Origin of the sequence: Streptomyces sp. NPDC090994, from assembly GCF_044768905.1 — a bacterium.
Classification (GTDB): domain Bacteria; phylum Actinomycetota; class Actinomycetes; order Streptomycetales; family Streptomycetaceae; genus Streptomyces.
Genome location: NZ_JBIVWS010000010.1, coordinates 1 through 26,268 on the forward strand (window position 1 = coordinate 1; position 26,268 = coordinate 26,268).

Consider the following 26,268-nt stretch of genomic DNA (forward strand, 5'->3'; position numbering starts at 1 on the left):
ATCAGCAACCGGCAGGCGTGCGGACAGCGGTGTCGTCCCTCCCCGTCCCACCAGCGGCGCAGGGTGGCCACGGCGAAGGCGGCGGTGTCACCGTCAGCACCAGCCGTCGCTGCCGCTCGCCGCCGACGAGGAGGGGGATGTCGATGACCGACGCCCAGGAGTTGATACCCGCAGCCAGACCGGTGATCGGCGAGGAGGAGATCGACGCCGCCGTGCGCGTGCTGCGCGGCGGCCGGGTCGTCCAGGGTCCCGAAGTGGCGGCGTTCGAGGAGGAGTTCGGCGAGCTGGTCGACGGCCGGCACTGCGTCGCCGTCAACTCCGGTACCTCCGCGCTGCACCTGTCCCTGCTCGGCATGGGCATCGGCCCCGGCGACGAGGTCGTCGTGCCCTCGTTCTCCTTCGCGGCCTCCGCCAACGCCGTACGGCTGGTGGGGGCCGACGTGGTCTTCGCCGACATCGAGGCCGACAGCTTCTGCCTGGACCCGGCGGCCGTCGAGGCGGCCGTGACACCGCGCACCGCGGCCGTCATGCCGGTGCACCTGTACGGTCACCCCGCCGCGATGGACCGGATCACGGCGCTCGCCGAGCGGCACTCGCTCGCCGTCGTGGAGGACGCCTGCCAGGCGCACGCGGCGGCCCTGCACGGCACCCCGGTCGGCGCCTTCGGCACCGCCGGAACGTTCAGCTTCTACCCGACCAAGAACATGCACAGCCTCGAAGGCGGCATGGTCACCACCGCGGACGCCCAACTCGCCCGCGCCCTGCGGCTGTTGCGCAACCAGGGCATGGAGCAGCGCTACGCCAACGAGATCGTCGGCGCCAACCTGCGCATGACCGACGTGGCCGCGGCGATCGGCCGGGTCCAGCGCCGCAAGCTGGCCGGCTGGACCGAGCGGCGCATCGCCAACGCCGCGTACCTCACCGAGCACGTCAGCGCGCCGGAGGTGGTCGCGCCGACGACCGCCGAGGGCGCCCGGCACGTGTACCACCAGTACACCGTGCGGGTGCGGGGCGACCGGGACGCCGCCATGGCCCGGCTGACCGAGGCGGGGATCGGCAACGCCGTCTACTACCCGACGCCGATCCACCGGCTGAGGCCGTACTGGGAGCCGGACCAGAAGGCCGGGCGTCACTGGGACCTGCCGGAGACCGAGCGGGCCGCCGCCGAGGTCGTGTCGCTGCCGGTCCACCCCGGCCTGTCGCAGGCGGACCTGGACCGGATCGTGACCGCGGTGAACGGCCTGGGGGAGTGACCGTGAGCACCTCCCGGACCCTGCGCGCCGGTCTCGTCGGCCTCGGCTCCATGGGCCGGCACCACGCCCGCGTCCTGTCCGGTCTGGAGGGCGTCGACCTCGTCGCCGTCGTCGACCCGATGGGCGACAAGTACGGGGCCGCACCGGGCACCCCGGTCGTGGACACCGTCGAGGAACTGATCGGCCTGGGCGTCGACTACGCCGTGGTGGCCTGCCCGACGGGCCTGCACGAGGAGGTCGGCCTCCAGCTCGCCGAGGCCGGCGTGTGCGCGCTGGTCGAGAAGCCGGTCGCCGACACCGTCGAGGGCGCCCGCCGCCTCGTCGAGGCGTTCGAGTCACGCGGCCTGGTGGCCGGCGTCGGTCACATCGAGCGCTGCAACCCGGCCCTGCGGTCCCTGCGCAGCCGCCTGGAGGCCGGCGAACTCGGCGACGTCTACCAGGTCGTCACCCGCCGTCAGGGCCCCTTCCCGCACCGCATCGCGGACGTCGGCGTGGTCAAGGACCTCGCCACCCACGACATCGACCTCACCGGCTGGGTGACGGGACGCGAGTACGTCTCCATTGCCGCGCACACCGTCTCCAAGAGCGGCCGGCCGCACGAGGACATGGTCTCCGCGGTGGGCCGCCTCGACGACGGCACGATGGTCAACCACCTGGTCAACTGGCTGAGTCCGCTCAAGGAACGGTTCACCTCGGTCACCGGCGAGCGCGGCTGCTTCATCGCCGACACCCTCACCGCCGACCTCACCTTCCACTCCAACTCCGCGGTGGCGACCGAGTGGGAGGCCCTCCAGGCCTTCCGCGGCGTCTCCGAGGGGGACATGATCCGCTACGCCATCCAGAAGCGCGAGCCGCTCCTGGTCGAGCACGAACTGTTCCGGGACGCCGTCCTGGGCCTGCCCGCCGACATCTGCACCCTGCGCCAGGGCATGCGGACCGTCGAGGTCGCGGCGGCGGTGCTCGAGTCGGCGCTGGACAACCGCGCCGTTTCGCTTCAGTCGGAGGACCTGGCCACCCATGGCAGCTGACAACCACGCCGAGGCGGGCCCGCCCGCCCGCGGCCGGATCGTGATGCTCGTCGACAACGGGGTCAACGGCGACTCCCGTGTCCAGAAGGAGGCCCGCTCGGCCGCCGAGGCCGGCTGGGACGTCGTCCTGCTCGGCCGGGCCAAGGGCAAGAAGGAGCAGACCTGGCAGATCGGCGGCGCCCAGGTGAGGCTGCTGCCCGTGCCCGGCCCGCTGCAGCGCCGGCGGCACGAGTTCCGCCGCGCGGTGCTGCGCTCCCCGCTGGCCTACCGGCCCGGCCCGCTCGCCTCGTACCGGAAGCAGAAGGTGAGGGCCTGGCGCACCGATCTCAACGTGCGGCTGATCCTCGCCCGGCGGGAGGGCTCGGCCCTCGGCCGGCTGCGGCTGCTGGTGCCCCGGCTCGCCGCCCGGCTGCTGTCCTCCTGGGTGGAGCTGCGGGCCGGCCGGACCAAGGCGCTGGAGCGGCGGCGCAAGCGCATGGACGCGGCGCTGGACCGCTTCACCACCGCGTTCTGGCACCGGACCATGGGCCACCGCAGCTGGCGCCGGCTCGACCCGCACCTGTGGGACTTCGAGCTGGCGTACGGCAAGGTCGTCGACGAGCTGGCCCCCGACCTGATCCACGCCAACGACTTCCGGATGCTCGGCGTCGGCGCCCGTGCCACGCTGCGCGCCCGGGCCGCCGGCCGGGACGTCAAACTGGTCTGGGACGCCCACGAGTTCCTGCCGGGCATCAAACCCTGGGACTCGCACCCGCGCTGGCACCTCGCCCAGTGCGCCCACGAGCTGGAGTACTCCCGGCACGCGGACGCCGTGACGACCGTCTCGGACACCCTCGCCGGGATGCTCCAGGAGCGGCACAAGCTGGCCGAGCGCCCCGCCGTCGTGCTCAACGCGCCCGACGCCGAGATCTCCCCGGAACAGGCCGCCGAGCCCGTACCGGACCTCAGGGAGCTGTGCGGCATCGGGCACGACGTGCCGCTCACCGTGTACAGCGGTGCCGCCGCCCCGCAGCGCGGCCTGGACATCATGGTCGAGTCGCTGCCCCTGCTGCCGGACGCGCACACCGCGTTCGTGGTGCTCAACCCCAACTCCGAGTACATGCGCACCCTGCGGGCCCGCGCCGAGGAACTCGGGGCCGGCGACCGGCTGCACATCGTGCCGTACGTGCCGCACTACCAGGTGGTGCCGTTCCTGTCCGCGGCCGACGTCGGGGTCATCCCGATCCACCACTGGCCGAACCACGAGATCGCGCTGATCACCAAGTTCTTCGAGTACTCCCACGCCCGGCTGCCGCTGGTGGTCAGCGACGTGAAGACGATGGGCTCGATGGTCGAGCGGACCGGCCAGGGCGAGGTGTTCCGGGCCGAGGACCTGGAGGACTACGTACGCGCGGTGAAGTCGGTGCTCGGCGACACCGAGCGCTACCGGAGCGTGTACGAGACCTCCGGGCTCCTCGACGAGTGGACCTGGGAAGCACAGGCCGAACGGCTGGACTCCGTCTACAGCGCCCTGCTGCCCGGCAGCGGAGCCCGCCCGGCCGACCGACGCACCGCGGTGGAGGCCCCCGCATGAGCAGCACCCCCGACGTCAGTGTCGTCGTCGCCGTCTACAACACCATGCCGTACCTGACCGAGTGCCTGAACTCCCTGGTGGGGCAGAGCATCGGCCTGGACCGGCTGGAGATCGTCGCGGTGGACGACGGCTCCACCGACGACAGCGGCGCGGAACTCGACCGCTTCGCCGTGCGTTACCCCGGCACCGTCAAGGTGATCCACCAGGAGAACTCCGGTGGTCCGGCCGCCCCCAGCAACCGCGCGCTGGACGTCGCCACCGGCCGGTACGTCTACTTCGTCGGCTCCGACGACCACCTCGGCCAGGAGGCCCTGGAACGCATGGTGGCCTGCGCCGACGAGCACGGCTCGGACGTCGTCGTCGGCAAGATGGTCGGCACCAACGGCCGCTACGTCCACCAGGCGCTCTACAAGAAGAACGACCCGGACGTCACCCTCACCGACTCCGCCCTGCCGTGGACGCTGGCCAACACCAAGCTGTTCCGGCGCGAACTGGTCGAACAGCACAAGCTGCGCTTCCCCGAGCACCTGCCGGTCGGCAGCGACCAGCCGTTCACCATCGAGGCGTGCGTCCGCGCGAAGAAGATCTCCGTGGTCGCCGACTACACCTGCTACTACGCGGTCAAGCGCGGCGACGCGGGCAACATCACCTACCGCGCCGACCACCTGTCCCGGCTGCGCTGCACCGCCGAGATCATGGACGTGACGGCGAAACTGATCGCGCCCGGCCCGGAACGCGACGCCGTGCTGCGCCGGCACTTCACCTGGGAGCTGTCCAAGCTCATCCAGGACGACTTCCCCGCCCTCGACCGCGAGGTGCGGCGGGAGATCTGCGCGGGCATCGCCCGCCTCGCCGACGACTACCTCACCGACTCCCTCCGCGACGCCCTGGGCGTCAAGCGCCGGGCGAGGATCAGCCTGGCCCGGGCGGGCGCCGTCGACGAGCTGTGCGAGGCGATCACCTGGGAGAAGGAGCACGGCGCGCCCCCGTTCGTGCTGGAGGGCGGCCGGGCCTTCGCCCGCTACCCGGGTTTCCGGGACCCCCGGATCGGCCTGGCCGACCGCTGCTTCGAGGTCCTGAAGGAGACGGTCGTGGGCCGGCTCGTGCAGGGCACCGACCTGCTGGCCTCCGGCTGGGAGCAGGACGACGAGGAGATCGCGTACACGGCGTCCGTGCGGGTGCCCCTCCTCGGGGACGTCGGCACGGCGGCGCTGCGCCTGGTCAACGGCGCCATGCCCGAGACGGCGGACAAGACCGGCGGCCGGAAGCTGCCGGCCAAGCACTCCCCGCCGCCCCCGGTGGGCACCGTCACCGCCGAACCGCTGCCCGACGGCACGGTGCTGCACGCCCGGGTCCCGCTGGAGCGGCGCCCCGTCAAGCTGGGCGTCCGGGTCTACCTGGACGTCGCGGGATCGACGTACGAGATACCCGTGCGCGGCACGGGCAAGCCGATGCCGCTGACCCGCCGCTGGAGCGGCGACGACGTGGAGCCGTACCGGGTGGCGGCCCTGGTGAACGACAAGGGACGGGTGGTGGTCGCCACGGCGCCCCTCTTCCCGCCGAAGAAGACCCTGGGCTCCCGGCTCAGGGGCACCCTCGACCGCCGTTCCAAGAGGGACCCGAGGAACAAGAGGAAGAAGTAGCGACCGCCCATGAACATCTGTGTAGTAGCGCTCGGCAAGATCGGGCTTCCGCTGGCCGTGCAGTTCGCCGCCAAGGGCCACCGGGTCATCGGCGCGGACGTCGACAAGAAGGTCGTCGAGCTGGTCAACGCCGGCACCGAGCCGTTCCCCGGTGAGCACGACCTGGACGTCAAGCTGAAGGCGGCGGTCGAGGGCGGTCTGCTGAGCGCCACGACGGACACGGCGGCCGCGGTCGCCGCGTCCGAGGCCGTGGTCGTGGTGGTCCCGCTGTTCGTGGACGCCGAGGGCGTGCCGGACTTCGGCTGGATGGACGCCGCGACCAAGGCGATCGCCGAGGGTCTGAAGCCCGGCACGCTGGTCTCCTACGAGACCACCCTCCCGGTCGGCACCACCCGCACCCGCTGGGCGCCGATGCTGGCCGAGGGGTCGGGCCTGACCCCGGGGGAGGACTTCCACCTGGTGTTCTCGCCCGAGCGGGTCCTCACCGGCCGGGTCTTCGCGGACCTGCGCCGCTACCCCAAGCTGGTCGGCGGCGTCGACGAGGCGTCCACGGCCCGCGGCGTGGCCTTCTACGAGGCCGTCCTCGACTTCGACGTCCGGGACGACCTGGCGCGGCCCAACGGCGTCTGGGACCTGGGCACGGCCGAGGCGTCGGAGCTGGCCAAGCTCGCCGAGACGACGTACCGGGACGTGAACATCGGCCTGGCCAACCAGTTCGCCCGCTTCGCCGACGCCAACGGCATCGACGTCAAGAAGGTCATCGAGGCCTGCAACTCGCAGCCCTACAGCCACATCCACCAGCCGGGCATCGCCGTCGGCGGCCACTGCATCCCGGTCTACCCGCGGATGTACCTGTGGAACGACCCGTCCGCCACCGTCGTGCGCTCCGCCCGCGAGGCCAACGCCGCGATGCCCGAGTACGCCGTCGACCTGCTGGCCGCCGCGTACGGCGACCTGACCGGGGTGAACGTGCTGGTGCTGGGCGCGGCCTACCGCGGCGGCGTGAAGGAGACGGCCTTCTCGGGCGTCTTCCCGACCGTCGAGGCGCTGCGCGCCCGCGGGGCCGTCCCGTACGTCTCGGACCCCCTGTACACGGCCGGGGAGCTGTCCGCCCTGGGCCTGACCCCGCACGCCGGTGAGAAGGTCACCGCCGCGATCCTCCAGGCCGATCACGCCGAGTACCGCGAGCTGACCCCCGCCGACCTGCCGGACGTCACGGTCCTGGTCGACGGGCGCCGCACCACGGACCCGGAGGCCTGGCAGGGCGTCCGCCGGGTCGTCATCGGCGGCTGACGGGCCGCAGGAGCCGCGAAAGAAAGGGGGCCTCCCGGCGCCGGGAGGCCCCCTTCGGGCGTGCGCGCCGCGTCAGACCGACGCCGCGGGCTCGGGCCGGGCGGGTCCCGTCCCGGGCGTACGCGGCCCCGCCCGGCGCAGCACGCGTTCCAGCGGATGCTCCACCCAGTGGTAGGCGAGGCCCGCCAGGGCGAGGCTCACCGCCAGGACCAGCGCCCAGAAGGCGGCCGTGGCCGTCTGGGTGCGGGGGTGGCCGACGGCGACGAGCAGCACCCGCAGCACGATCTCGTGGATCAGGTACCAGGCGAACGACCAGTTGCCGAGCCGGATCATCCACGGCCCGGCGAGACCGGTGGTCCGCCGCCGCACGTCGCTGTACGCCGCCGCCGCGACCAGCGCCGCGAAGAGCGGCGCGGACAGCAGCTGGGAGGCGCTGTAGGCGCTGTACCAGGCGGAGTCCGGGACGGCGCGCGACCACGGGACCAGCGCGACCTGCCAGGCCAGCACCAGGGCGACGGCGGCCGGCAGGCCGACCGGGGGCCGCCAGCCCCGCTTGACGGCCAGGCCCGCCGCGACCCCGAGCACGAACTGCAGCATCCGCACCGGCGGGAAGTAGTCCAGGAACCAGCGGCGGACGAGCAGATCGGAGATCAGCGCCCCGCCCAGCCACAGGGCCGCGGACGCGGCGCACACGACGACCGCCGTCCACAGGCGGCGTCGTGCGGTCCGCAGGAACGGCACGACCAGCAGCAGCGGGAAGAGGGCGTAGAAGAACGCCTCGTCGCTGAGGGACCAGGCGGCGGGATTGCCGCCCATCATGAACTGCTTGTCGGGTATCCAGGCGTTGACGACCAGCAGGGCGGCCACGACGCCCTTGCGGGACACCTCGGTGCCGATCGCGAGATAGGCGGCGACGGAGGCGGCCACCGACACGGCGAGCATCGGCCAGATCCGCGCGAAGCGGCGCCACAGGAACACCTTGGCCGGCACGCGCTTGCCGTCGTAACTCCAGGCCAGCACGAACCCCGACAGGACGAAGAAGAAGGTCACGCCGCTGCGGCCGTACCAGACCAGGTCGCTCACCCCCGGCAGGCGCCCGGACTGGCGGGACAGGTGGTAGAGAACGACGACCAGAGCCGCCCAGAAGCGCAGCCCGGTCAGCGACGGCAGGCGGTCACGGCCGGGCGCGGCGGCCGGACGGCGGGATGTGTCCACGATGCGGGACTCCGATGCCGGGATCTTCTGCCGTGTCTCAGCGGTCCTGTTCCTGTTCCTGTTCCCGTTCCCGTTCCCCTTCCCTTTCCTGGAGGGTCCCGTCCTTCTCCTCGTACAGCGCCCCGCTGCGCGGGCACTCCCACACCCCCGGCTCCCCCTCCCGTTCGGCCAGCCGCACGCCGGCCCGGCCCACCCAGCCGATCCGCCGGGCCGGCACGCCCGCCACCAGGGCGAAGTCGGGAACGTCCTTCGTCACCACCGCGCCCGCGGCGACCATCGCCCAGCGGCCGATGGCGACCGGGGCCACACACACCGAGCGGGCACCGACCGACGCCCCGTCGGCGATCGTCACGCCGACGGCCTCCCAGTCGCCGCCGCGCTTCTGCCTGCCCTCCGGGTCCACCGAGCGCGGGTTGTGGTCATTGGTGAGGACCACGGCCGGGCCGATGAAGACGCCGTCGCCCAGCTCGGCCGGCTCGTAGACGAGCGCGTAGTTCTGCAGCTTGCAGTTGTCGCCCATGCGCACGCCCGAGCCGACGTACGCCCCCCGGCCGATCACACAGCCCTCGCCCAGCCGAGCGCCCTCCCGGATCTGCGCGAGCTCCCAGACGCTGCTGCCGTCGCCGACCTCGGCGCTCTCGTCGACCTGGGCGGTGGGCTGGATCCTCAGACTCACTGCGTTCGTCCCCTCTTGCCTTCACGGCTCCCCGTACGACACCTTCGTGTGTGTGTACGGGGCGTGAGCATACGGGCAAGCTGATCGACCGGACTCGGTTTGACCGGCGGATGCGGCCCCCGTAACCTTGACCGTCGGCGTGTCCACAGACCCGCCACATCCCCGTAAACCTCATCCTCCCGGGCGCCCGGCGTCCAGGGAGAGGCCGTCCGCTGGTCGGGCGGCTGGCCTGCGGGGGTGCCGTTCTCCGAGCGAAAGAGAGATCCGCGTGTACGCCATCGTGCGCAGCGGTGGCCGTCAGCACAAGGTTGCTGTCGGTGACATCGTCGAGGTTGACAAGATTTCCACCGCCAAGGTTGGCGACACGGTCGAGCTCTCGACCCTGCTCGTTGTCGACGGCGACGCTGTGACCAGCGACCCGTGGGTGCTGGCCGGCATCAAGGTCCAGGCCGAGGTCGTGGACCACCACAAGGGGCAGAAGATCGACATTCTGCGCTACAAGAACAAGACCGGCTACCGCCGTCGTCAGGGCCACCGCCAGCAGTACACGGCGATCAAGGTCACTGAGATCCCCGCGGCTGCGAAGTAAGGGACTGAGGAGAGATGGCACACAAGAAGGGCGCATCGTCCACCCGGAACGGTCGCGACTCCAACGCCCAGCGGCTCGGCGTGAAGCGCTTCGGCGGTCAGGTCGTCAACGCGGGTGAGATCATCGTCCGCCAGCGCGGCACCCACTTCCACCCGGGCGCCGGTGTCGGCCGCGGTGGCGACGACACGCTGTTCGCGCTGCAGGCCGGTTCGGTGCAGTTCGGCACCGCGCGTGGCCGCAAGGTCGTGAACATCGTCCCGGTCGCCTGACCGGAGACTTGCGCGAGGCGGACCTCACTTCCCTCCGGGGAAGCGGGTCCGCCTTTCGCGTGTTGGATCAGGAAACACCCGTACGTAACTGGAGGCACATCCCATGACCACCTTCGTGGACCGCGTCGAGCTGCATGTCGCCGCGGGTAACGGAGGCCACGGCTGTGCCTCCGTGCACCGGGAGAAGTTCAAGCCGCTCGGCGGCCCGGACGGCGGCAACGGCGGCCGGGGCGGCGACGTGATCCTCACCGTCGACCAGTCCGTGACCACCCTGCTCGACTACCACCACTCCCCGCACCGCAAGGCCACCAACGGCAAGCCCGGCGAGGGCGGCAACCGCTCCGGCAAGGACGGCCAGGACCTGGTGCTGCCGGTCCCGGACGGCACGGTGGTGCTGGACAAGGCGGGCAACGTCCTCGCCGACCTGGTCGGGCACGGCACCTCCTTCGTCGCCGCGCAGGGCGGCCGCGGCGGGCTCGGCAACGCCGCGCTGGCCTCCGCCCGCCGCAAGGCGCCCGGCTTCGCGCTGCTCGGTGAGCCCGGTGACCTCCAGGACGTCGTACTGGAGCTGAAGACCGTCGCGGACGTGGCGCTGGTCGGCTACCCGAGCGCGGGCAAGTCCTCGCTGATCTCGGTGCTGAGCGCGGCCAAGCCGAAGATCGCGGACTATCCGTTCACCACGCTGGTGCCGAACCTCGGTGTCGTCACCGCCGGGTCGACCGTCTACACGATCGCGGACGTGCCGGGGCTCATCCCGGGCGCCAGCCAGGGCCGCGGGCTCGGCCTGGAGTTCCTGCGGCACGTGGAGCGGTGCAGCGTGCTGGTGCACGTGCTGGACACGGCCACCCTGGAGTCCGACCGCGACCCGCTCTCCGACCTCGACATCATCGAGGAGGAGCTGCGGCAGTACGGCGGGCTCGGGGACCGGCCGCGGGTCGTCGTCCTCAACAAGATCGACGTCCCGGACGGCAAGGACCTCGCCGAGATGGTGCGGCCCGAGCTGGAGGAGCGCGGTTACCGCGTCTTCGAGGTGTCGGCCGTGGCCCACCTCGGGCTGCGCGAGCTGTCGTTCGCGCTCGCCGAGCTGGTGGCCGGGGCGCGTGCCGCCCGGCCCAAGGAGGAGGCGACGCGGATCGTCATCCGGCCCAAGGCCGTGGACGACACCGGCTTCACGGTGACCCGCGAGGAGGACGGGCTGTTCCGGGTGCGGGGCGAGAAGCCCGAGCGCTGGGTGCGGCAGACCGACTTCAACAACGACGAGGCCGTCGGCTACCTCGCCGACCGGCTGGGCCGGCTCGGTGTCGAGGAACAGCTGCTGAAGGCCGGGGCCCGGTCGGGCGACGGCGTCGCCATCGGCCCCGAGGACAACGCCGTCGTCTTCGACTGGGAGCCGTCGATGATGGCCGGGGCGGAGATGCTCGGCCGGCGCGGCGAGGACCACCGCTTCGAGGCGCCCCGGCCCGCGGCCCAGCGCCGCCGGGACCGGCAGGCCGAGCGGGACGAGGCGGACGAGGAGTTCGAGGGCTTCGACCCGTTCTAGAGGCGGACGCGAGGGGCGTGGTGAACGCGGCGGACGTGGTGAACCGCGGGTGAATTCGCGTCCCCCTCCAGGACAACCACCTCGCCGCCCGGTGAGTCGTACCGGGCAGCGTGGGACGGATCCCTGATCCGTCCCGCGGCCGACTGCCGTACGACTCACCGGAGATGACGTGTCCAGACGCCTCGATGCAGCACAGTCCGGCCGGGCCCTGACGATCGCCGTCGCGCTCGTAGCCGCGACCTCGGCCATGTCACCGCTCGCCCAGGCCCGGCCCGCCGGGGCGGTGGAGCTGCGGCAGGACTTCAACGGTGACGGGTACGAGGACCTGGCCGTCGGCGCCCCGTTCGGCGCCGTGAACGGCGCCGCCAGGGCCGGCTACGTCGCCGTCCTGTACGGATCGGCGTCGGGGACGTCGATCTCGACGAAGAAGGTCTACTCGCAGGCCACCGCCGGCATACCCGGATCCCCCGAGAAGGGCGACGAGTTCGGGTACGCCCTGGACACCGCCGACCTCGACGGCGACGGATACACCGATCTGCTGGTGCTGACGGCGGAGGAGCAGTGGACCTCCGGCGGCAGGGAGCGGCTGGCCAGCCGGACCGTGCTGTGGGGCGGCGCCGGGGGCCTCACCTCGGCGACCACCCTGCCGGCCGCCGGTGACGGCACCTACCAGGACGGTCCGTTCGCCACCGGTGACTTCGACGGTGACGGCCAGGACGACCTGATCCGTGAGGGAGTTCTGGAGACCGGCCCCTTCGGACGGGACGGCAGCCCCGCCGCCACCCGGCAGACCGCGCTCACCTCCGGCCCCGTCAACGAGATCGTGACCGACCTCGCCGCCGGTGACGCCGACGGCGACGGCCGCACCGATCTCGTCGCGCGCGTCACGGTGTACGAAGAGGGCGAGGAAGAGGGCAGCTACCAGGAACTGCGCTACCTGCGCGGGGGCGCCGACCCCCTCACGTCGGCCACCGTCCTCACCAACGGGGACGGCGACCCCGCCAACGCGACCGGCGTCACGCTCACCCTCGGCGACGTCGACGGCGACGGCCGGGCCGACCTCCTCCTGGGCTACCGGGACATCAGGATCTCCTACGGCACCGCGAACGGCCCGGACACCGCCCACATCCAGGTCATCGACCAGGACACCCCCGGCGTGCCCGGCACCCAGGAGCCCGAGGACATGTTCGGCAGCCACCTCACCGTGGGCGACGTGAACGGCGACGGCTACGGCGACATCCTGTCGGGCAACGCCTCCGAGGGCGTCGGCACCGTCCAGCCGTCCGGCTCCGTCGCCGTGATCCCCGGCGGACCGGACGGACCCACGGGCGCCGGCGGCCAGGTCTTCCACCAGGACACCGCGGGCGTGCCCGGCGCGGCCGAGAGGAGTGACGCCTTCGGCTCCGCCCTCGACCTGGTCGACGGCAACGGCGACGGCCGCGCGGAGCCGGTCGTGGGGGCGTACGGGGAGAACAGCGGGGCCGGCGCGGTGTGGGTCTTCCCGGCCACCGCCTCCGGCGCCACCGCCACCGGCTCCTTCGTCTTCGGCCCCGGCAGCCTCGGCATGCCGACGGACAAGGGCTGGCTCGGTCACGACTTCCCGAGCTGAGACGCCGTGCGGCCAGGCGTCCGGGCGGCCGGTCACGGCCGGGGCGCCGGGCCGCCGGTGACGGGCCGGGCCGCGGCGGGAGCGTGACGCCCCGTCGCGACCGGCTCCGTTCACCGTGAGGTTCCCGTGTCGCAACGGGGCCCCTGCCGTCCACGTATTTGTCATGCACGCGAACGACTTGGTTCAGCGGCCGGACCACCCCGGAGCGTGAGCTTCCTGGGTGTCCACGAGGCCTGCGACACCAGGGAGTTCACCCATGACCGGATCACCCTCCACCGACCGTCGCCGCTTCCTGGCCGGCGGCGCCGCCCTGCTCGGCGCCGCGGCCACCCACCAGCTGTGGCAGCCCGCCACCGCCCAGGCGGCCGAGACGCCGCTGTCCGGGGACGTGTTCAGCCTCGGCGTCGCCTCCGGCGACCCGCTCCCGGACGGCGTCGTGCTGTGGACCCGCCTCGCCCCCGACCCGCTGGCCGGCGGCGGCATGCCGGCCCGGAACGTGTCGGTGCAGTGGCAGGTGTCCTCGGACGCGAAGTTCCGCGAGGTGGTCCGCAGCGGCTTCACCGTGGCCCGGCCCGCCTTCGGACACAGCGTCCACGTGGACGTCCGCGGCCTGCGGCCGGGACGTACGTACTGGTTCCGCTTCCGGGCCGGCGGACAGCTCTCGCCCACCGGCCGCACCCGCACCGCCCCGGCAGCGGACTCCACCGGCGCCGGCGGCCTGCGCGTCGCCCTGGCCTCCTGCCAGAACTGGCAGCACGGCTGGTTCACCCCGTACGCCGACATGCTCGAACAGGACCCGGACGTCGTGCTGTTCGTCGGGGACTACATCTACGAGTCCTCGCCGTCCGCGACCGCCGTGCGCACGCACGAGGGCACCGGCGAGCCCTACTCCCTCACCCAGTACCGCAACCGCTACGCCCAGTACCGCAGCGACCCCGACCTCGCGGCGATGCACGCGAACGCCCCCTTCGTCGTCACCTTCGACGACCACGAGGTCGACAACGACTACGCCGGCCAGGTCCCGCAGGACCCCGCCAAGCAGACGCCCGACGACTTCGTGGACCGCATCACCGCCGCCTACCAGGCGTACTACGAGCACATGCCGGTCCGCGCCACCGCCGTCCCGAACGGCCCGCACATCCGGATGTACCGGCGCCTGGAGTTCGGCCGGCTGGCCCGGCTGAACGTGCTGGACACCCGGCAGTTCCGCAGCGACCAGGCCACCAGCCAGGCCGGCGCCCAGGACCCGGAGCTGACGATGCTCGGCGCCGCGCAGAAGAGGTGGCTGCTGAAGGGGCTGCACGGCTCACCCGCCCGCTGGAACCTGATCGCCTCCCAGATCATGATGGCCGAGACCGACCTCAAGGTCGGCGAGGGCAAGCTCTGGTACTACGACGCCTGGGACGGCTACCAGGTGGAACGCAACGCCCTGCTGAAGGAGTTCCGGAAGGTGAGCAACCCGGTCGTGCTCACCGGCGACCGCCACCTCACCATGGTGAGCGACCTGAGGACCGACTACGCCGACCCCGAGTCGCAGGTCGTCGGCGCCGAGTTCGTCGGCACCTCCATCTCCAGCAACGGCGACCAGGACCAGGCCGCCTTCCACGCCCAGTTCGACCCGCTCAAGGCCGACAACCCGCACTGGAAGCTGATCGACGCCCACCGCGGCTACCACCTCTTCGACATCCGCCCGGACGGCATCGACGCCCGGGTGCGGACGGTGGACACGGTGCTCAAGCCCACCGCGACGGCCTCCACCCTGGCCCGCCTGCGGGTCGAGGCGGGCGACCCGGGGGTCTCCCTGGTGTGACCGCGCGGTGTGAGCCGCGCCACCGTCGGCCGCACTTCTCGGCACTTCTCAGCCAACCCTCAGGAAGACCTCTTACCGTCTTCTGACCATGGAGACGGACTGTACGAGAGATGACGTCCCGGCCAACAGCGGGGTGTCCCCGTTCCCCGCCGGGACCCGATTGCTGCACATAGGCCCGCACAAGACCGGGACCACCTCGATCCAGGGCGCGCTGTTCGCCGCCAAGGACGCCATGGCGGCGCACGGCGTGGACTTCCCGGCCGACAGCCGGCATCCGATGTCGGCCGCCCTGGCGGTCTGCGCCCGCCCCGGGATGCTGGGCAACAGCAGACCCACCGAGCGGCACTGGGAGACGCTGGTCTCCCAGGTCGCCTCCACCGGCCGGCGGACCTCGGTGGTCAGCAGCGAGTTCTTCGCCGACGCGCCCGACGACGAGACCGTCGAGCGGATCGTCCGGGAACTGGGCGGCGACCGGGTGCACGTCATGGTCACCCTGCGCCCGCTGGCCAAGATCATGCCCTCGCAGTGGCAGCAGTACGTGCAGAACGGCCTGCGCATGGGCTACGAGAGCTGGCTGGAGCACATGCTCCGGAAGCCGCCGTACGAGAAGCCCAACCCCAGCTTCTGGCGCCGGCACCGGCACGACCGGCTCGTCGAGCGGTGGGTCCGGGCGGTCGGCCCCGAGCGGCTCACCGTCGTCGTGGTCGACGACCGCGACCGCGGCGGCCTGATGCGCACCTTCGAGTCGCTGCTCGGCCTGCCCGACGGCCTGCTCCAGCCCGTCCCGGACACGGCGAACCGGTCGCTGACCCTCGCCGAGACCGAAATGCTGCGCAAACTCAATGTGGAATTCCGCGGCAACGAACTCCCCGAGGAGCTGTATTCCTCGCTCATCCGCTACGGCGCCGTGATGCATATGAAGAACACGTGCGCCCCGGGCCCGGACGACGTGAAGATACACACGCCGCGGTGGGCCGCCGAGGCCGCCGCGGAGATCGGCGCCGAGATGGCGGACCGGATCGCCGCCATGGGCGTACGCGTGCTGGGCGACCCGGCGCTGCTGTCCGCCGTGCCCAGGCTCCCCGACGCGGCCGGGACCAAGCCGCGCATCGACCCGGAAGTGGCCGCTCAGGCGCTGTACGGGGCGCTCGCCGCGGCCGCCGCGGCACCCGTGCGCAACACCGCTCCGGTCAAGTCGCGTACGGTGCACCAGACCTCCTCCAAGGATCTCGTCAAGGTGCTCGGCCACCGCGCCCTGAAGAAGCTGCGTCGGCACTGAGGAAATCACGCAGTGCGACGCCGGGCTCCTGTGGAGTTACTCACAGCGATTCCACAGGAGTTCGCGCCGCCGCCGTGAACGCTTCGCCCGTCACCAGGAGCGCCAGGTGAATGACAGGTTGCGCGCACATATGCGGCAGAGGTCGCTCACCTTGCACTGCGGTAACCACAAGTGGGACCATTTCGAAGTTCCCTGTCGCCCCAAGGTAGGTCACCTGTGTCCCAGCACATAGCCAAGCCCCGTACCACCGCAGTGATCCTGGCCGGTGGCACCGGTCAGCGGGTGGGTCTGTCGATCCCCAAGCAGCTGCTGAAGATCGCCGGCAAGGCAGTCATCGAGCACACCCTGACCACCTTCGAGAACGCCGACTCCGTCGACGACATCATCGTGCTGATGGCGCCCGGCTACGTGCCCGACATCGAGAAGATCGTCGCCAAGGCCGGCTTCACCAAGGTGAAGAAGGTCATCGAGGGCGGCTCGACCCGGAACGAGACCACCGAGCGCGCCATCGCCGCCCTCGGCGAGGGGCTGGGCGAAGGGGAGGACCTCAACGTCCTCTTCCACGACGCGGTGCGCCCCCTGCTGTCGCAGCGGGTCATCGACGACTGCGTGACCGCGCTGGAGCGCTACGACGCCGTCGACGTGGCCATCCCGTCCGCGGACACCATCATCGTGACCCGCACCCACGGCTCGGACGGCGAGTTCATCACCGACGTCCCGGACCGCTCCCGGCTGCGCCGCGGCCAGACGCCCCAGGCGTTCAAGCTGTCCACGATCAAGCGGGCCTACGAGGTCGCGGCCGGCGACCCGAACTTCCAGGCCACCGACGACTGCTCGGTCGTGCTCAAGTACCTGCCCGACGTGCCGATCCACGTCGTGGCGGGCGACGAGTACAACATGAAGGTCACCCAGCCCGTCGACGTCTTCATCGCCGACAAGCTCTTCCAGCTCGCCTCCAGCGCCGCCCCCGAGCAGGTCGGCGAGGACGCCTACCGCGAACTGCTCACCGGCAAGACGATGGTCGTCTTCGGCGGCTCCTACGGCATCGGCAAGGACATCGCGGAACTCGCCGAGTCCTACGGCGCCACGGTCTACGCGCTCGGCCGCTCCACCACCGGCACCCACGTGGAGAACCCGGAGGAGGTCGACGACGCCCTGTCCAAGGCGTACGCCGAGACCGGCCGGATCGACTACGTCGTCAACACCGCCGGCGTGCTGCGCATAGGCAAGCTCGCCGAGACCGACAACGCCACCATCGAGGAGGCGCTGAAGGTCAACTACCTGGCCCCGGTGCAGATCGCCCGGTCCTCGTACAAGTACCTGGCCGAGACCAAGGGCCAGCTGCTGCTGTACACCTCCAGCAGCTACACGCGCGGCCGTGCCGAGTACAGCCTGTACTCCTCCACCAAGGCCGCGATGGTCAACCTCACCCAGGCGCTCTCCGACGAGTGGGCCGGCGACGGTGTCCGCGTCAACTGCGTCAACCCCGAGCGGACCGCGACGCCGATGCGCACCAAGGCGTTCGGCCAGGAGCCCGCGGGCAGCCTGCTCTCCTCCGACGCGGTGGCCCGTGCCTCGCTCGACGTGCTGCTCTCCGAGCTGACCGGCCACGTCATCGACGTACGCCAGCAGGACCCGACCGCGGGCGCGGCCAAGGCGTCCGGCTTCGAGCAGGCGCTGGCCGCGGTGCTGGACCGTCAGGACGGCGTGTAATAATCGTCGGCAAATAGACTTCTGCAATTCAGGCCTCTGCCACCGTCCGTCAATGTCGTGATTGCCATTGACGAGGCGAAGGCAGGGGCCTGAATCAGTACCTTCACCGATCGCTCACAATCCGCAGCAGAGCAGAGCAGGTTCTCCGTGATATCCACCGCTATTCGCGTCGCCCGGGTGGGCAGCGCGGCCGAGCTGGCCGCGGCGGTCCTCATGATGCTGGGCTACCCCGGCCTCATGGTGGCCGCGCTCGTCCCGAGCGTTCCCGCCTTCGCGGCCGCGGCCGCCGTGACGTACCTGGCGGACCACTTCCTGCACCGCAGGAACAGCTACCTGATCAACCGGCTCAGCAAGGTCCGGGCCGGCCTGTCGATCCGCTTCCTGATCCGGCAGCTGCTGCTGGTCCTCCTGCTGGCCCGGCTGTCCCTCGCGGACAACCTGATCTACTACGGCGCGATCGCCTGCTTCATCGCCTTCTTCGGCCTCCAGGCCCCGCACGGCGCCCTGGTCACCCTGATCCGCAACCGCCGCCGGCTGCCGGTCGCCACCCGCAACGTCGACCTGGTCTCGCGCGTCCGCATCCCCGACGCCCCGCCCCGCGGCCTGCTGCACCGCTCCGCCGAGAAGATCCTCCACCTCGACCTGTTCGCCGTCGTCGGCATACTGGCCGCCGCGCAGCTGGACGACTCCGCGGCCGGGTTCGCCGGCATCGGCCTCACGCTGCTCCTGGGCGTCCTGTACGTCCTGGCCCTGCTGCGCTACGTCCGCGGCCGGCGGGTCCCGCCGAACGCCGAGACGGTGCTGGCCGCGGTCGACGACTGGCTGGGCGAGTACCGGCCGGAGACGGTGCTGTACTTCTCCGGCTCCAAGGACTCCGCGTACCAGGTCAACATGTGGCTGGAGACCATGGAGCAGCTGGAGACCCGGCCGCTGGTCATCCTGCGCGAGCGGGTCATCCTGCAGAACCTGGCGCCCACCACCGTCCCGGTGATCTGCGTGCCCGGCGGCGTGCACCTGATGAACATGGACCTGTCCACGGTCCGCGTCGCGCTCTACGCCGCCAACGTCGGCAAGAACATCCACCTGCTGCGCGTCCCGACCATGAAGCACGTCTTCATCGGCCACGGCGACAGCGACAAGCTGGCCAGCGTCAACCCGTTCAGCAAGGTCTACGACGAGGTGTGGACCGCCGGGCGCGCGGGCCGCGACCGCTACGCCATCGCCGACGTCGGCGTCCGCGACGAGGACATCGTCGAGGTCGGCCGCCCCCAGCTCGCCCCGATCCGCACCTGGCAGGGCGTCCCCGAGGGCCGCATGCCGACCGTGCTGTACGCGCCCACCTGGGAGGGCTGGGACGGCAACCCCGGCAACACCTCGCTCGTGCTGGCCGGCGAGAACATCGTGCGGCGGCTGGTGACCGCCGACCCGCCGGTCCGCGTCCTGTACAAGCCGCACCCGTTCACCGGCACCGTCAGCAAGGAGGCCGGCGCCGCCCACCGGCGGATCACCGCCCTGGTGGAGCAGGCCGCGGCCGAGCGCGCCGCCGACGCCCGCTTCGCCGCCGACGCCTCCGCGCAGGCGAAGGCCAAGGCGGAACTCGCCCGCATCGAGGCCCGGCTCGCCGCGCTGTCCGGCGGCTCCGACAAGGGCGACGAGGCCGAGGCCAGCCGCGACGGCGTGGTCGACGTCCGCAGGCACGAGGAGATCGCCCGGCTGCGCGCCGAGTGGAACGACGCCTACTGGGCGGCCGTCCCGGCCTGGGAGCACCGGGTCGTCACGGGCGCCGAGCCGCGCCTGTACGACTGCTTCAACGTCTCCGACGCGATGGTCTCCGACATCTCCAGCGTGGTCTCCGACTTCATCGCCAGCGGCAAGCCGTACGCGGTCACCGACTCGGGGGAGCTGGGCGAGGAGGAGTTCAAGCGGCAGAACACGGCGGTGCGCGCCGCGGTGATCCTCGACAACACCGCCGCCGGGCTCACCGGACTGCTGGCCGCGGTCCGCGACCCGGCCCGGGACACGCTGGCCGAGGACCGCAAGGACCTCAAGCGCTATCTGCTCGGTCCCGACGAACCGACCTCCATCGAGCAGTTCAACGACGCCGTCGCGGACCTCGCGGTGAAGGCCGAGGCGCGCAACGTCGGCCAGGAGTCCCGGATCGTGGCCGGCGGCCCCGACGTGGAACTGGCGGACGCGCTGCCCGCGCAGCGCGCGAGCGGCGCCGGCGAGGCGGACGGCGCGGGCGCCGCCTGACCGCCCACACCCCGCGCACCGAACGGCTCGGCCCTTGCGGGCCGGGCCGTTTTCGCTGCGGAAACCGTGACGTCGATCACAGGTTCGAGGGGGTGGGGCAACCCCTTGCCGCGGTCACCCGTCTAACAGATAGCCAAAGAGGTAATACAGGGAAAATTTTCCCTGGCCTGGACCTGGCTGACTAGGGAGCAGAAGTGACCGATACGCAACCTGATGTCACCGTGATCATCGGGGCGTACGAAGCGATGCCGTATCTGGTCGAGTGCCTGGCCTCCGTCGAGGCACAGACCATCGACCCGACGCGCATCGAGGTCATCGCCGTGGACGACGGCTCCACCGACGGCACCGGAGACTGCCTGGAGCAGTTCGCCGCCCGCGCCCCCATGCCGGTCACGGTGATCCGGCAGGAGAACTCCGGCGGCCCCAGCGGCCCGCGCAACGTGGGCCTGGACAAGGCCACCGGACGCTACGTGTTCTTCCTCGACGCCGACGACCGGCTCGGCCCCGAGGCGCTGGAGCGGATGGTCGCGATGGCCGACCGGGCCGGCACCGACGTGGTCGTCGGCCGCATCGAGGGGATCAACCGCAAGGCCCCCAGGTCGGTGTGGCGCACGTCGCTGGAGCGCACGGACGTCTTCTCCTCCAACATCAAGTACACGCTCACCGCCCAGAAGCTGTTCCGCCGCGCGCTGCTGGAACGTCACGGCATGCGCTTCGACGAGTCCCTGTACAGCGGCGAGGACGCGCTGTTCACGATGGAGGCGTACCTGCGGGCCGACGGCGTCTCCGTGCTCGCCGACTACACCTGCTACTACCTGGTGGGCCGCGACGACGGCAAGCACGTGACGAAGACCTCCACCTACCCCGGGCGCTTCGGCCACGCGCGCGCCCTGATGGAGCTGATCGCCGAGCTGGTGCCCGCCGGCGACCGGCGCGACCAGCTCATGGTCCGTCCCTTCGGCGTCACGGTGCTGGCCCAGTTCGGCCCGCGCTGGCTGAAGGACAGCGAGGAGGTCCGGCGGCACAAGCTCGACCTGGCGAATCCCCTGCTGGACGCCTACTGGACCCCGGGCGTCGCCGATCTGCTGAAGGTCAACGAGCGGCTGCGCATGCACCTGGTGGCGACCCGGCAGACCGGACTCCTGGACGACGTCCTGGAATTCATCCGGGCCAAGAAGCAGGCGGCCGCCCTCCTGGAGAAGGGCGGCCGCCGGCTGTACCTCGTCTACCCGCACTTCCGGGACCGGAAGGCGGGCATACCCGACGAGATCTACCGCGCCCGGGGCCGCGAGGCGCGTCCTTTCCTGGGCTATGTGGAGCAGGCGCCGGTCTCCCTGCTGCGCCGTGCCGTCCGCCGCGCCCTGCCGTACTCCCGCCTCAGTGGCAGGGGCCGGACGGCGGCGTGACGGACACCCCGGCTCGCCGGCAGCGGCGGACGCTCACCCGCGGCCTCACCGGTGGCGTCCGGCCCGCGGTGGTGTGAGGGACGCCGACCCGGCCGTCCGCTCCTGCCGCTGACCGGGCAGTTCCGTGGTGCGGCGCCCGGCCGTCCGGGCCCGGTGGTCGCGGGCCGACGCGCACAGTGCCCGCACGGCCGCGGCGAACCGCTCCTGCGCGGGCGGCTCGGCCGGGCCGAGCAGCCGCAGCGCCAGCGCGGCCCGGGCCTCGGCGAACGTGTCCCTCTCCGGGCACCGCACCGCCTCCAGCAGCGCCGGCACCCCGGCGGCGTCCGGCGTCAGCACGGTCGCCGCCGCCACCGTCGGGAACGCCACCCGGAACGCCTCCTCCGCCAGCCCGCTGGTGTTGGCCACCGCGTACGGCTTCCCGCTGGCCAGGAAGTCACTGATCACACTCGACACATCGCTGATCAGCAGGTCGGCCCGGTCGAAGCAGGAGTACAGCGCGGGCCGCGCCTCGGTGATGACCAGGTGCCGTCCCTCCGGCACCGACGCCCAGTACGCCTCGTTCCACCCCGCCGCCGCCCGGGCCACCGCCGCGGCCCGCCCCGGCTCCGGCGCCGACTGCGCCAGCATCCGCTCCACCTGGTCCGCCCCGGCCCGCGGCGCGGACATGGTCAGCCGCTCCAACTCGGCCGCGTACCGTACGAGTTCGTTCCCGCCCGTCGGCCGCTGCGCCGGCCGCTCCTGGTTCGCCGCCCGGATCAGCTCCCGGATGCGCAGATCGGCGGCGCGGGCCCGCGGGTCCACCGTCCCGGTCAGCGGATGCGGCTTGTACAGCAGCCGTACGCCCGGGTCGGCGAGCAGCGCCCGGACCAGGTTCTCCCCGGCCGCGATCACCGAGGTGTTGCCGGGGTTGCCGTCCCAGCCCTCCCAGGTCGGCGCGTACAGCACAGTCGTGTACGGGCCGGCCGGCGGCCCCGCGTACGGGCGTACCGCGTCCAGTTGCGGGCGGCCGATCTCGACGACGTCCTTGTCCTCGACGCCGACCTCGGCCAGCGCGTACCGCTCGCGCGCCGCGGGGCCGGCCACCCACACCTCGTCGTACGCCTTGGCGTAGGGGTTGCAGGAGGACAGCTTGTCGCTCTCGCCGTGGTTGACGAAGGCGTGCTTGATGGTGGGGATGCGCAGCACCTGGGAGGTCTTGCCGGAGTTCGAGGGGTGGATGAGCACCTGGAGCGTGGAGTGCTCCAGCCGCATCAGCGTGGACACCTTCGGCAGGCACACCACCGGCAGGTCGGTCGCCGCGAGCTTCTGCACCATGAACCGCTCCCGCAGCACGACCACCGGCCGTTCACCGAGCCGGGCCAGCGGCTCCAGCCACATGTTCGCCTGGTACGCCGAGGAGGCGCCGCCGGAGAAGTACAGCCCGACCGTCGGCTCGTACTCCGCCAGCCACGCGTCGAACCACTCCAGCACCTCCTGCTCACCGGCGGGCCGGCGGCCCGGCAGCAGCCGCAGCAGCAGGGCGCCGAGCCCGGCGGCCGAGAGCACCAGGGACACGGCCAGGCCGACCGCCCCGTACAGCGGCGCGTCGGTGGCCACGGTGGCCAGCAGCCCGCCGGTCGCGGGCAGTCCGAGGACCAGCAGCCGGTGGCCGGGACGGCGCAGCAGCACCGGCGGCGCCGGGGTCAGCCGCAGCGCCGAGGCGTCGATGTTCCGGGTCACCACCGGCAGCGTGCGGCTGCGGCGGACCAGTACGGAGACCGCCTGGATCGCGCAGTGCAGCGCGTAACAGGCGAGCAGACCGGCGACGAGCGGGGCGTACACCGTCTCGCGGTGCTGTTCGCCGAGCCGCAGCAGGCCCACCACGAGCAGCAGGTCGCGCAGGACGTGCCGCACGGTGACGTCCGCGTGCGACTTGGTCAGCAGCGACAGCACGCCGCGCTGCCACCGGTACACCGCGCCCTCGGCGGCCAGCGAGGCGGCGGTGGCCGCCAGCAGCAGCGGCACGTTCGGCAGCAGCGCGCCGACGGCCTGCGCGGTGAAGGCCGTCGCCAAGGCGGCGAGTACGAGCAGCTTGGCGGTGATCCGGCGGTGGCGGGGCCGCGCCATCTGCCACCGGCGGGACGAGGGTTCGGGCACTGCGGTCACTCCAGGGTCGTCGCGAAGCGGACTCCCGGGTTAACGCGCGCCTACCTTCCGACGACACGCGCGTGTCCTGGAACCCGCTGTGCGACAACCGTGCTATGAGCTTCCGCCGGACCTCAGCGTCCCGGACGCAGCGCCCGTCCCACCACGCGCCGGGCGCGGCGGTAGACCGTCGTCCGTGACTGCGAAGGCTGGCCGGACTGGCCCGGCTGCTTGGTCGCGGCCTTCACCTTCGCCAGCTCCCGCTTCATCTTGGCGTTCTCGGCGGTCAGTTCACCGACCCGGCCGAAGAGGTAGCCCAGCCGCGCGGCGGTCGAGGCGGGGTCGTCACCGAGCCACGGGCGGATGCCCGCTGGGAAGGTCAGCGACCGCATCCGCTCGTCGAAGGCCGCGCCCTGGTCGCCGTGGGTGAAGGTGTTCTCCAGGCCGTTCTTGTCCAGGAAGCCGGTGAACCGGTCGAACCGCTCCCCGTGGTTGCGGGTCAGCGGGCCGAAGTCGGCCTCCTCGTACAGCCGGGCCGGGTCGAGGTCCTCGGGGAGCTGGTCGATCCGCTGGTGCGGTATCTCGAAGTAGCGGCACAGCTCCAGGGTCCGCGAGTCGCCGGTGAGCACGGTCGCGGGCGTCCCGGCCAGCAGGGCCGCGATGTTGCCGTGGATGCGGGAGCCGAAGGAGTAGTCGTACTCGCTCAGGTCGCTGATCCAGGTCACCGGGTCGATGTAGACCCGGGCCTTGTCCTCCCCGTACATCGGGTGGTCGGGGTGGGTGGGCATCTCGGTGACCTGGCCGTTGGGGTCCGACAGGTCCCGCCAGTGCAACTGCTTGGCGTCGCTGAGGTTCTGGCCGATGTAGCACAGGTTCGGGTAGCGCGCGTGGGTCTGCCGGATCACCCGGTCCAGGCCCTGCTTGCGCACCGCGTCGTGCGAGCCGTTGATCGCGATCCGGGAGTCGCGCGTCAGCTCGTCCACCCGCTTGCGTACGACGAGTTCCTTGCCGTGCATGAACATCGAGGGGCAGCCGATGACTTCGACGTCCTTGAAGCCCATGTCCCTCAGGTACTTCTCGGTGAACTCGCCCCGCACGCCGATGGAGGCGCTGCGGTCGAGCACCGCCGAGACGAACGCGCGCACCGACTGCTCCATCGGCTTCAGCCGCGCCGCGTTGTACCCGAGGCCGGTCTGGGCACCGACGCCGACCACGACGACCGGGATGCGGAGCTTGCTGATCAGCCGGGTGAGCCGGTCCAGCATGGGTTGGAAGGAGGGCCGGAAGGCGTTCGCGAGTGGAACGACGAAGGCGTCGAACTCCTCGTTGATCCGCCCCGCCGCGTTCACATCGGTCTTGATCCCGTTGGAGACGACCTCGGTGTGCGGAGTCGTGAGGATCTTGTGGGTGGCGTCGCTGAAGATCAGGTTGCCGGCATTGGTGGCGATGAGGTCGTGCTGAAGCGCTTGCTCCACGGACACGACATCAAAGGGGCTCTTCCCGGAACGGAGAAGGAGGCGCTTGGCGCGGCGGGCTGAAGAGTCTGAGGGTGACACGGAGTTCACGATATGTTTATGAGCCCTTTGATTTCTACATGAAGACAAGACAACCTTTTTATCATATGCGTTGCGTGAGTAATCGGTCACGAGATCGACTCGCGCCCGGCGACGCCCGGCCGCGACCGCCGTCCGCAAGGTGAAACGGTGCGCGGCGCCCGGCCCGGTTCACGTAGATTGCCCGGCGAGGCCGGACGCGAGGGAATGAGCACAGGTGACAGGGGCAAGGCAGGCCGTGGGCGAGGCCCGCAGGATCGTCGTCAAGGTCGGCTCCTCGTCCCTGACGACGGCGGCCGGCGGACTGGACGCCGACCGGGTCGACGCGCTGGTCGACGTACTCGCCAAGGTGCGCGGCGCGGCGGGGGAGCGGGAGATCGTGCTGGTCTCCTCCGGCGCCATCGCCGCCGGCCTCGCGCCGCTGGGCCTGAGCCGGCGCCCCAAGGACCTGGCCCGCCAGCAGGCCGCCGCCAGCGTCGGCCAGGGCCTGCTGGTCGCCCGCTACACCGCCTCCTTCGCCCGCTACGGCGTCCGCGTCGGACAGGTCCTGCTCACCTCGTACGACATGAGCCGCCGCTCCCACCACCGCAACGCCTCGCGGACCCTGGACAAGCTGCTCGCGATGGGCGCCTTCCCGGTCGTCAACGAGAACGACACCGTCGCCACCGACGAGATCCGCTTCGGCGACAACGACCGGCTCGCCGCCCTCGTCGCCCACCTCGTCCGCGCCGACCTGCTCGTCCTCCTCTCCGACGTCGACGGCGTCTACGACGGCGACCCGAGCCGCCCCGGCACCTCCCGCATCGCCGAGGTCCGCGGCCCCGCCGACCTCGCCGGCATCGAGATCGGCAGCGCGGGCAAGGCCGGGGTCGGCACCGGCGGCATGGTCACCAAGGTCGAGGCGGCCCGGATCGCCGCCGCCGCCGGCATCCCCGTGGTGCTCACCAGCGCGGTCCACGCCGCCGACGCCCTCACCGGCCAGGACACCGGCACCTACTTCCACCCCACCGGCAAGCGCTCCACCAACCGCCTGCTCTGGCTCCAGCACGCCTCCGCGCCGCAGGGCGCGCTCACCCTCGACGACGGGGCGGTGCGCGCCGTGGTCGAGGGCCGCAAGTCGCTGCTGCCCGCCGGGATCGCCGCCGTCGAGGGCGAGTTCGGCGCGGGCGACCCCGTCGAGCTGCGGGACGGCACGGGGCGCGCGATCGCCCGCGGCCTGGTCTCCTTCGACGCCAAGGAGATCCCCCGGCTGATCGGCCGCTCCACCCGGGAGCTGGCCCGCGACCTCGGACCCGCGTACGAACGTGAGGTCGTACACAGGGACGATCTGGTGATCCTGCACCCGTAATGGGTCGAAACGTCCCCGCACCGGTGGTGGACGTTCCGCGAAACCGCCTCCGTGAGCGCGCGGGGCCTGCTCCACTTTGTCGCAGGGACAACCG

General features: G+C 71.8%; 19 protein-coding genes and 1 pseudogene. 15 read left to right on the top strand and 5 right to left on the bottom strand.

Going from position 1 to position 26,268, the window contains the following annotated elements; genetic code table 11:
- Positions 1–107: pseudogene (locus ACIQR3_RS21225) on the bottom strand (hypothetical protein); the annotation flags it as partial.
- 36 nt (positions 108–143) lie between these two features.
- Here ACIQR3_RS21225 and ACIQR3_RS21230 point away from each other — a divergent pair.
- Genes ACIQR3_RS21230 through ACIQR3_RS21250 form a run of 5 tightly spaced genes read left to right on the top strand, consistent with a single transcriptional unit; the run spans position 144 to position 6,790 of the window.
- Positions 144–1,253 (top strand): DegT/DnrJ/EryC1/StrS family aminotransferase, encoded by a 1,110-nt coding sequence (locus ACIQR3_RS21230; protein ID WP_403541072.1) that lies wholly within the window; start codon positions 144–146, stop codon positions 1,251–1,253.
- Between the two features lie 2 nt (positions 1,254–1,255).
- Complete coding sequence (locus ACIQR3_RS21235) at positions 1,256–2,281, top strand: Gfo/Idh/MocA family protein (RefSeq protein WP_403541073.1); 1,026 nt, start codon at positions 1,256–1,258, stop codon at positions 2,279–2,281.
- Positions 2,271–3,854: a glycosyltransferase family 4 protein gene (locus ACIQR3_RS21240; RefSeq protein ID WP_403541076.1), complete on the top strand. Its 1,584-nt coding sequence runs from the start codon at positions 2,271–2,273 to the stop codon at positions 3,852–3,854. Before ACIQR3_RS21235 ends, ACIQR3_RS21240 begins: the two co-directional genes overlap by 11 nt.
- On the top strand, positions 3,851–5,497 hold the full coding sequence (locus ACIQR3_RS21245; RefSeq protein ID WP_403541079.1) for a glycosyltransferase family 2 protein: 1,647 nt from the start codon (positions 3,851–3,853) through the stop codon (positions 5,495–5,497). Before ACIQR3_RS21240 ends, ACIQR3_RS21245 begins: the two co-directional genes overlap by 4 nt.
- Positions 5,498–5,506: 9 nt before the next feature.
- Positions 5,507–6,790 (top strand): nucleotide sugar dehydrogenase, encoded by a 1,284-nt coding sequence (locus ACIQR3_RS21250; RefSeq protein ID WP_403541081.1) that lies wholly within the window; start codon positions 5,507–5,509, stop codon positions 6,788–6,790.
- 72 nt (positions 6,791–6,862) lie between these two features.
- Here ACIQR3_RS21250 and ACIQR3_RS21255 read toward each other — a convergent pair whose 3' ends face one another.
- Positions 6,863–8,005, bottom strand: a complete 1,143-nt coding sequence (locus ACIQR3_RS21255; protein WP_403541084.1) for an acyltransferase family protein — start codon at positions 8,003–8,005, stop codon at positions 6,863–6,865.
- Positions 8,006–8,042: 37 nt separating this feature from the next.
- Positions 8,043–8,681: an acyltransferase gene (locus ACIQR3_RS21260; protein ID WP_403541086.1), complete on the bottom strand. Its 639-nt coding sequence runs from the start codon at positions 8,679–8,681 to the stop codon at positions 8,043–8,045.
- A gap of 268 nt (positions 8,682–8,949) precedes the next feature.
- Here ACIQR3_RS21260 and rplU point away from each other — a divergent pair, with 268 nt between their 5' ends.
- The 9 genes from rplU (at position 8,950) to ACIQR3_RS21305 (ending at position 21,149) form a co-directional block, all read left to right on the top strand.
- Positions 8,950–9,270, top strand: coding sequence for a 50S ribosomal protein L21 (rplU, locus tag ACIQR3_RS21265; protein ID WP_004931419.1), 321 nt, complete (start codon positions 8,950–8,952; stop codon positions 9,268–9,270).
- 14 nt (positions 9,271–9,284) lie between these two features.
- Entirely contained in the window at positions 9,285–9,539 is a 255-nt protein-coding gene (gene rpmA, locus ACIQR3_RS21270; RefSeq protein ID WP_215169040.1) for a 50S ribosomal protein L27, read from the top strand.
- 103 nt (positions 9,540–9,642) lie between these two features.
- A complete protein-coding gene (gene obgE, locus ACIQR3_RS21275; RefSeq protein WP_403541089.1) occupies positions 9,643–11,079 on the top strand; it encodes a GTPase ObgE in 1,437 nt (478 codons plus the stop codon).
- 169 nt (positions 11,080–11,248) lie between these two features.
- Entirely contained in the window at positions 11,249–12,688 is a 1,440-nt protein-coding gene (locus ACIQR3_RS21280; RefSeq protein ID WP_403541092.1) for an FG-GAP-like repeat-containing protein, read from the top strand.
- 256 nt (positions 12,689–12,944) lie between these two features.
- On the top strand, positions 12,945–14,498 hold the full coding sequence (locus ACIQR3_RS21285) for an alkaline phosphatase D family protein (RefSeq protein WP_403541093.1): 1,554 nt from the start codon (positions 12,945–12,947) through the stop codon (positions 14,496–14,498).
- An 88-nt stretch (positions 14,499–14,586) separates the two neighbouring features.
- Complete coding sequence (locus ACIQR3_RS21290; RefSeq protein WP_403541096.1) at positions 14,587–15,777, top strand: hypothetical protein; 1,191 nt, start codon at positions 14,587–14,589, stop codon at positions 15,775–15,777.
- Between the two features lie 216 nt (positions 15,778–15,993).
- Entirely contained in the window at positions 15,994–17,490 is a 1,497-nt protein-coding gene (locus ACIQR3_RS21295; protein ID WP_403541098.1) for a D-ribitol-5-phosphate cytidylyltransferase, read from the top strand.
- 177 nt (positions 17,491–17,667) lie between these two features.
- Positions 17,668–19,743, top strand: coding sequence for a hypothetical protein (locus tag ACIQR3_RS21300; RefSeq protein ID WP_403541536.1), 2,076 nt, complete (start codon positions 17,668–17,670; stop codon positions 19,741–19,743).
- 194 nt (positions 19,744–19,937) lie between these two features.
- The gene (locus tag ACIQR3_RS21305; protein WP_403541101.1) at positions 19,938–21,149 is read left to right on the top strand and encodes a glycosyltransferase family 2 protein; all 1,212 of its coding nucleotides are present in this window, start codon (positions 19,938–19,940) and stop codon (positions 21,147–21,149) included.
- A 45-nt stretch (positions 21,150–21,194) separates the two neighbouring features.
- Here the strand turns inward: ACIQR3_RS21305 and ACIQR3_RS21310 are convergent, their stop codons facing one another.
- Both ACIQR3_RS21310 and ACIQR3_RS21315 read right to left on the bottom strand, forming a co-directional pair.
- Positions 21,195–23,255, bottom strand: coding sequence for a hypothetical protein (locus ACIQR3_RS21310; protein WP_403541538.1), 2,061 nt, complete (start codon positions 23,253–23,255; stop codon positions 21,195–21,197).
- Between the two features lie 152 nt (positions 23,256–23,407).
- A complete protein-coding gene (locus ACIQR3_RS21315) occupies positions 23,408–24,748 on the bottom strand; it encodes a polysaccharide pyruvyl transferase family protein (RefSeq protein ID WP_403541104.1) in 1,341 nt (446 codons plus the stop codon).
- A gap of 295 nt (positions 24,749–25,043) precedes the next feature.
- Here ACIQR3_RS21315 and proB point away from each other — a divergent pair, with 295 nt between their 5' ends.
- The gene (proB, locus tag ACIQR3_RS21320) at positions 25,044–26,174 is read left to right on the top strand and encodes a glutamate 5-kinase (RefSeq protein ID WP_403541107.1); all 1,131 of its coding nucleotides are present in this window, start codon (positions 25,044–25,046) and stop codon (positions 26,172–26,174) included.
- Positions 26,175–26,268: the final 94 nt, after the last annotated feature.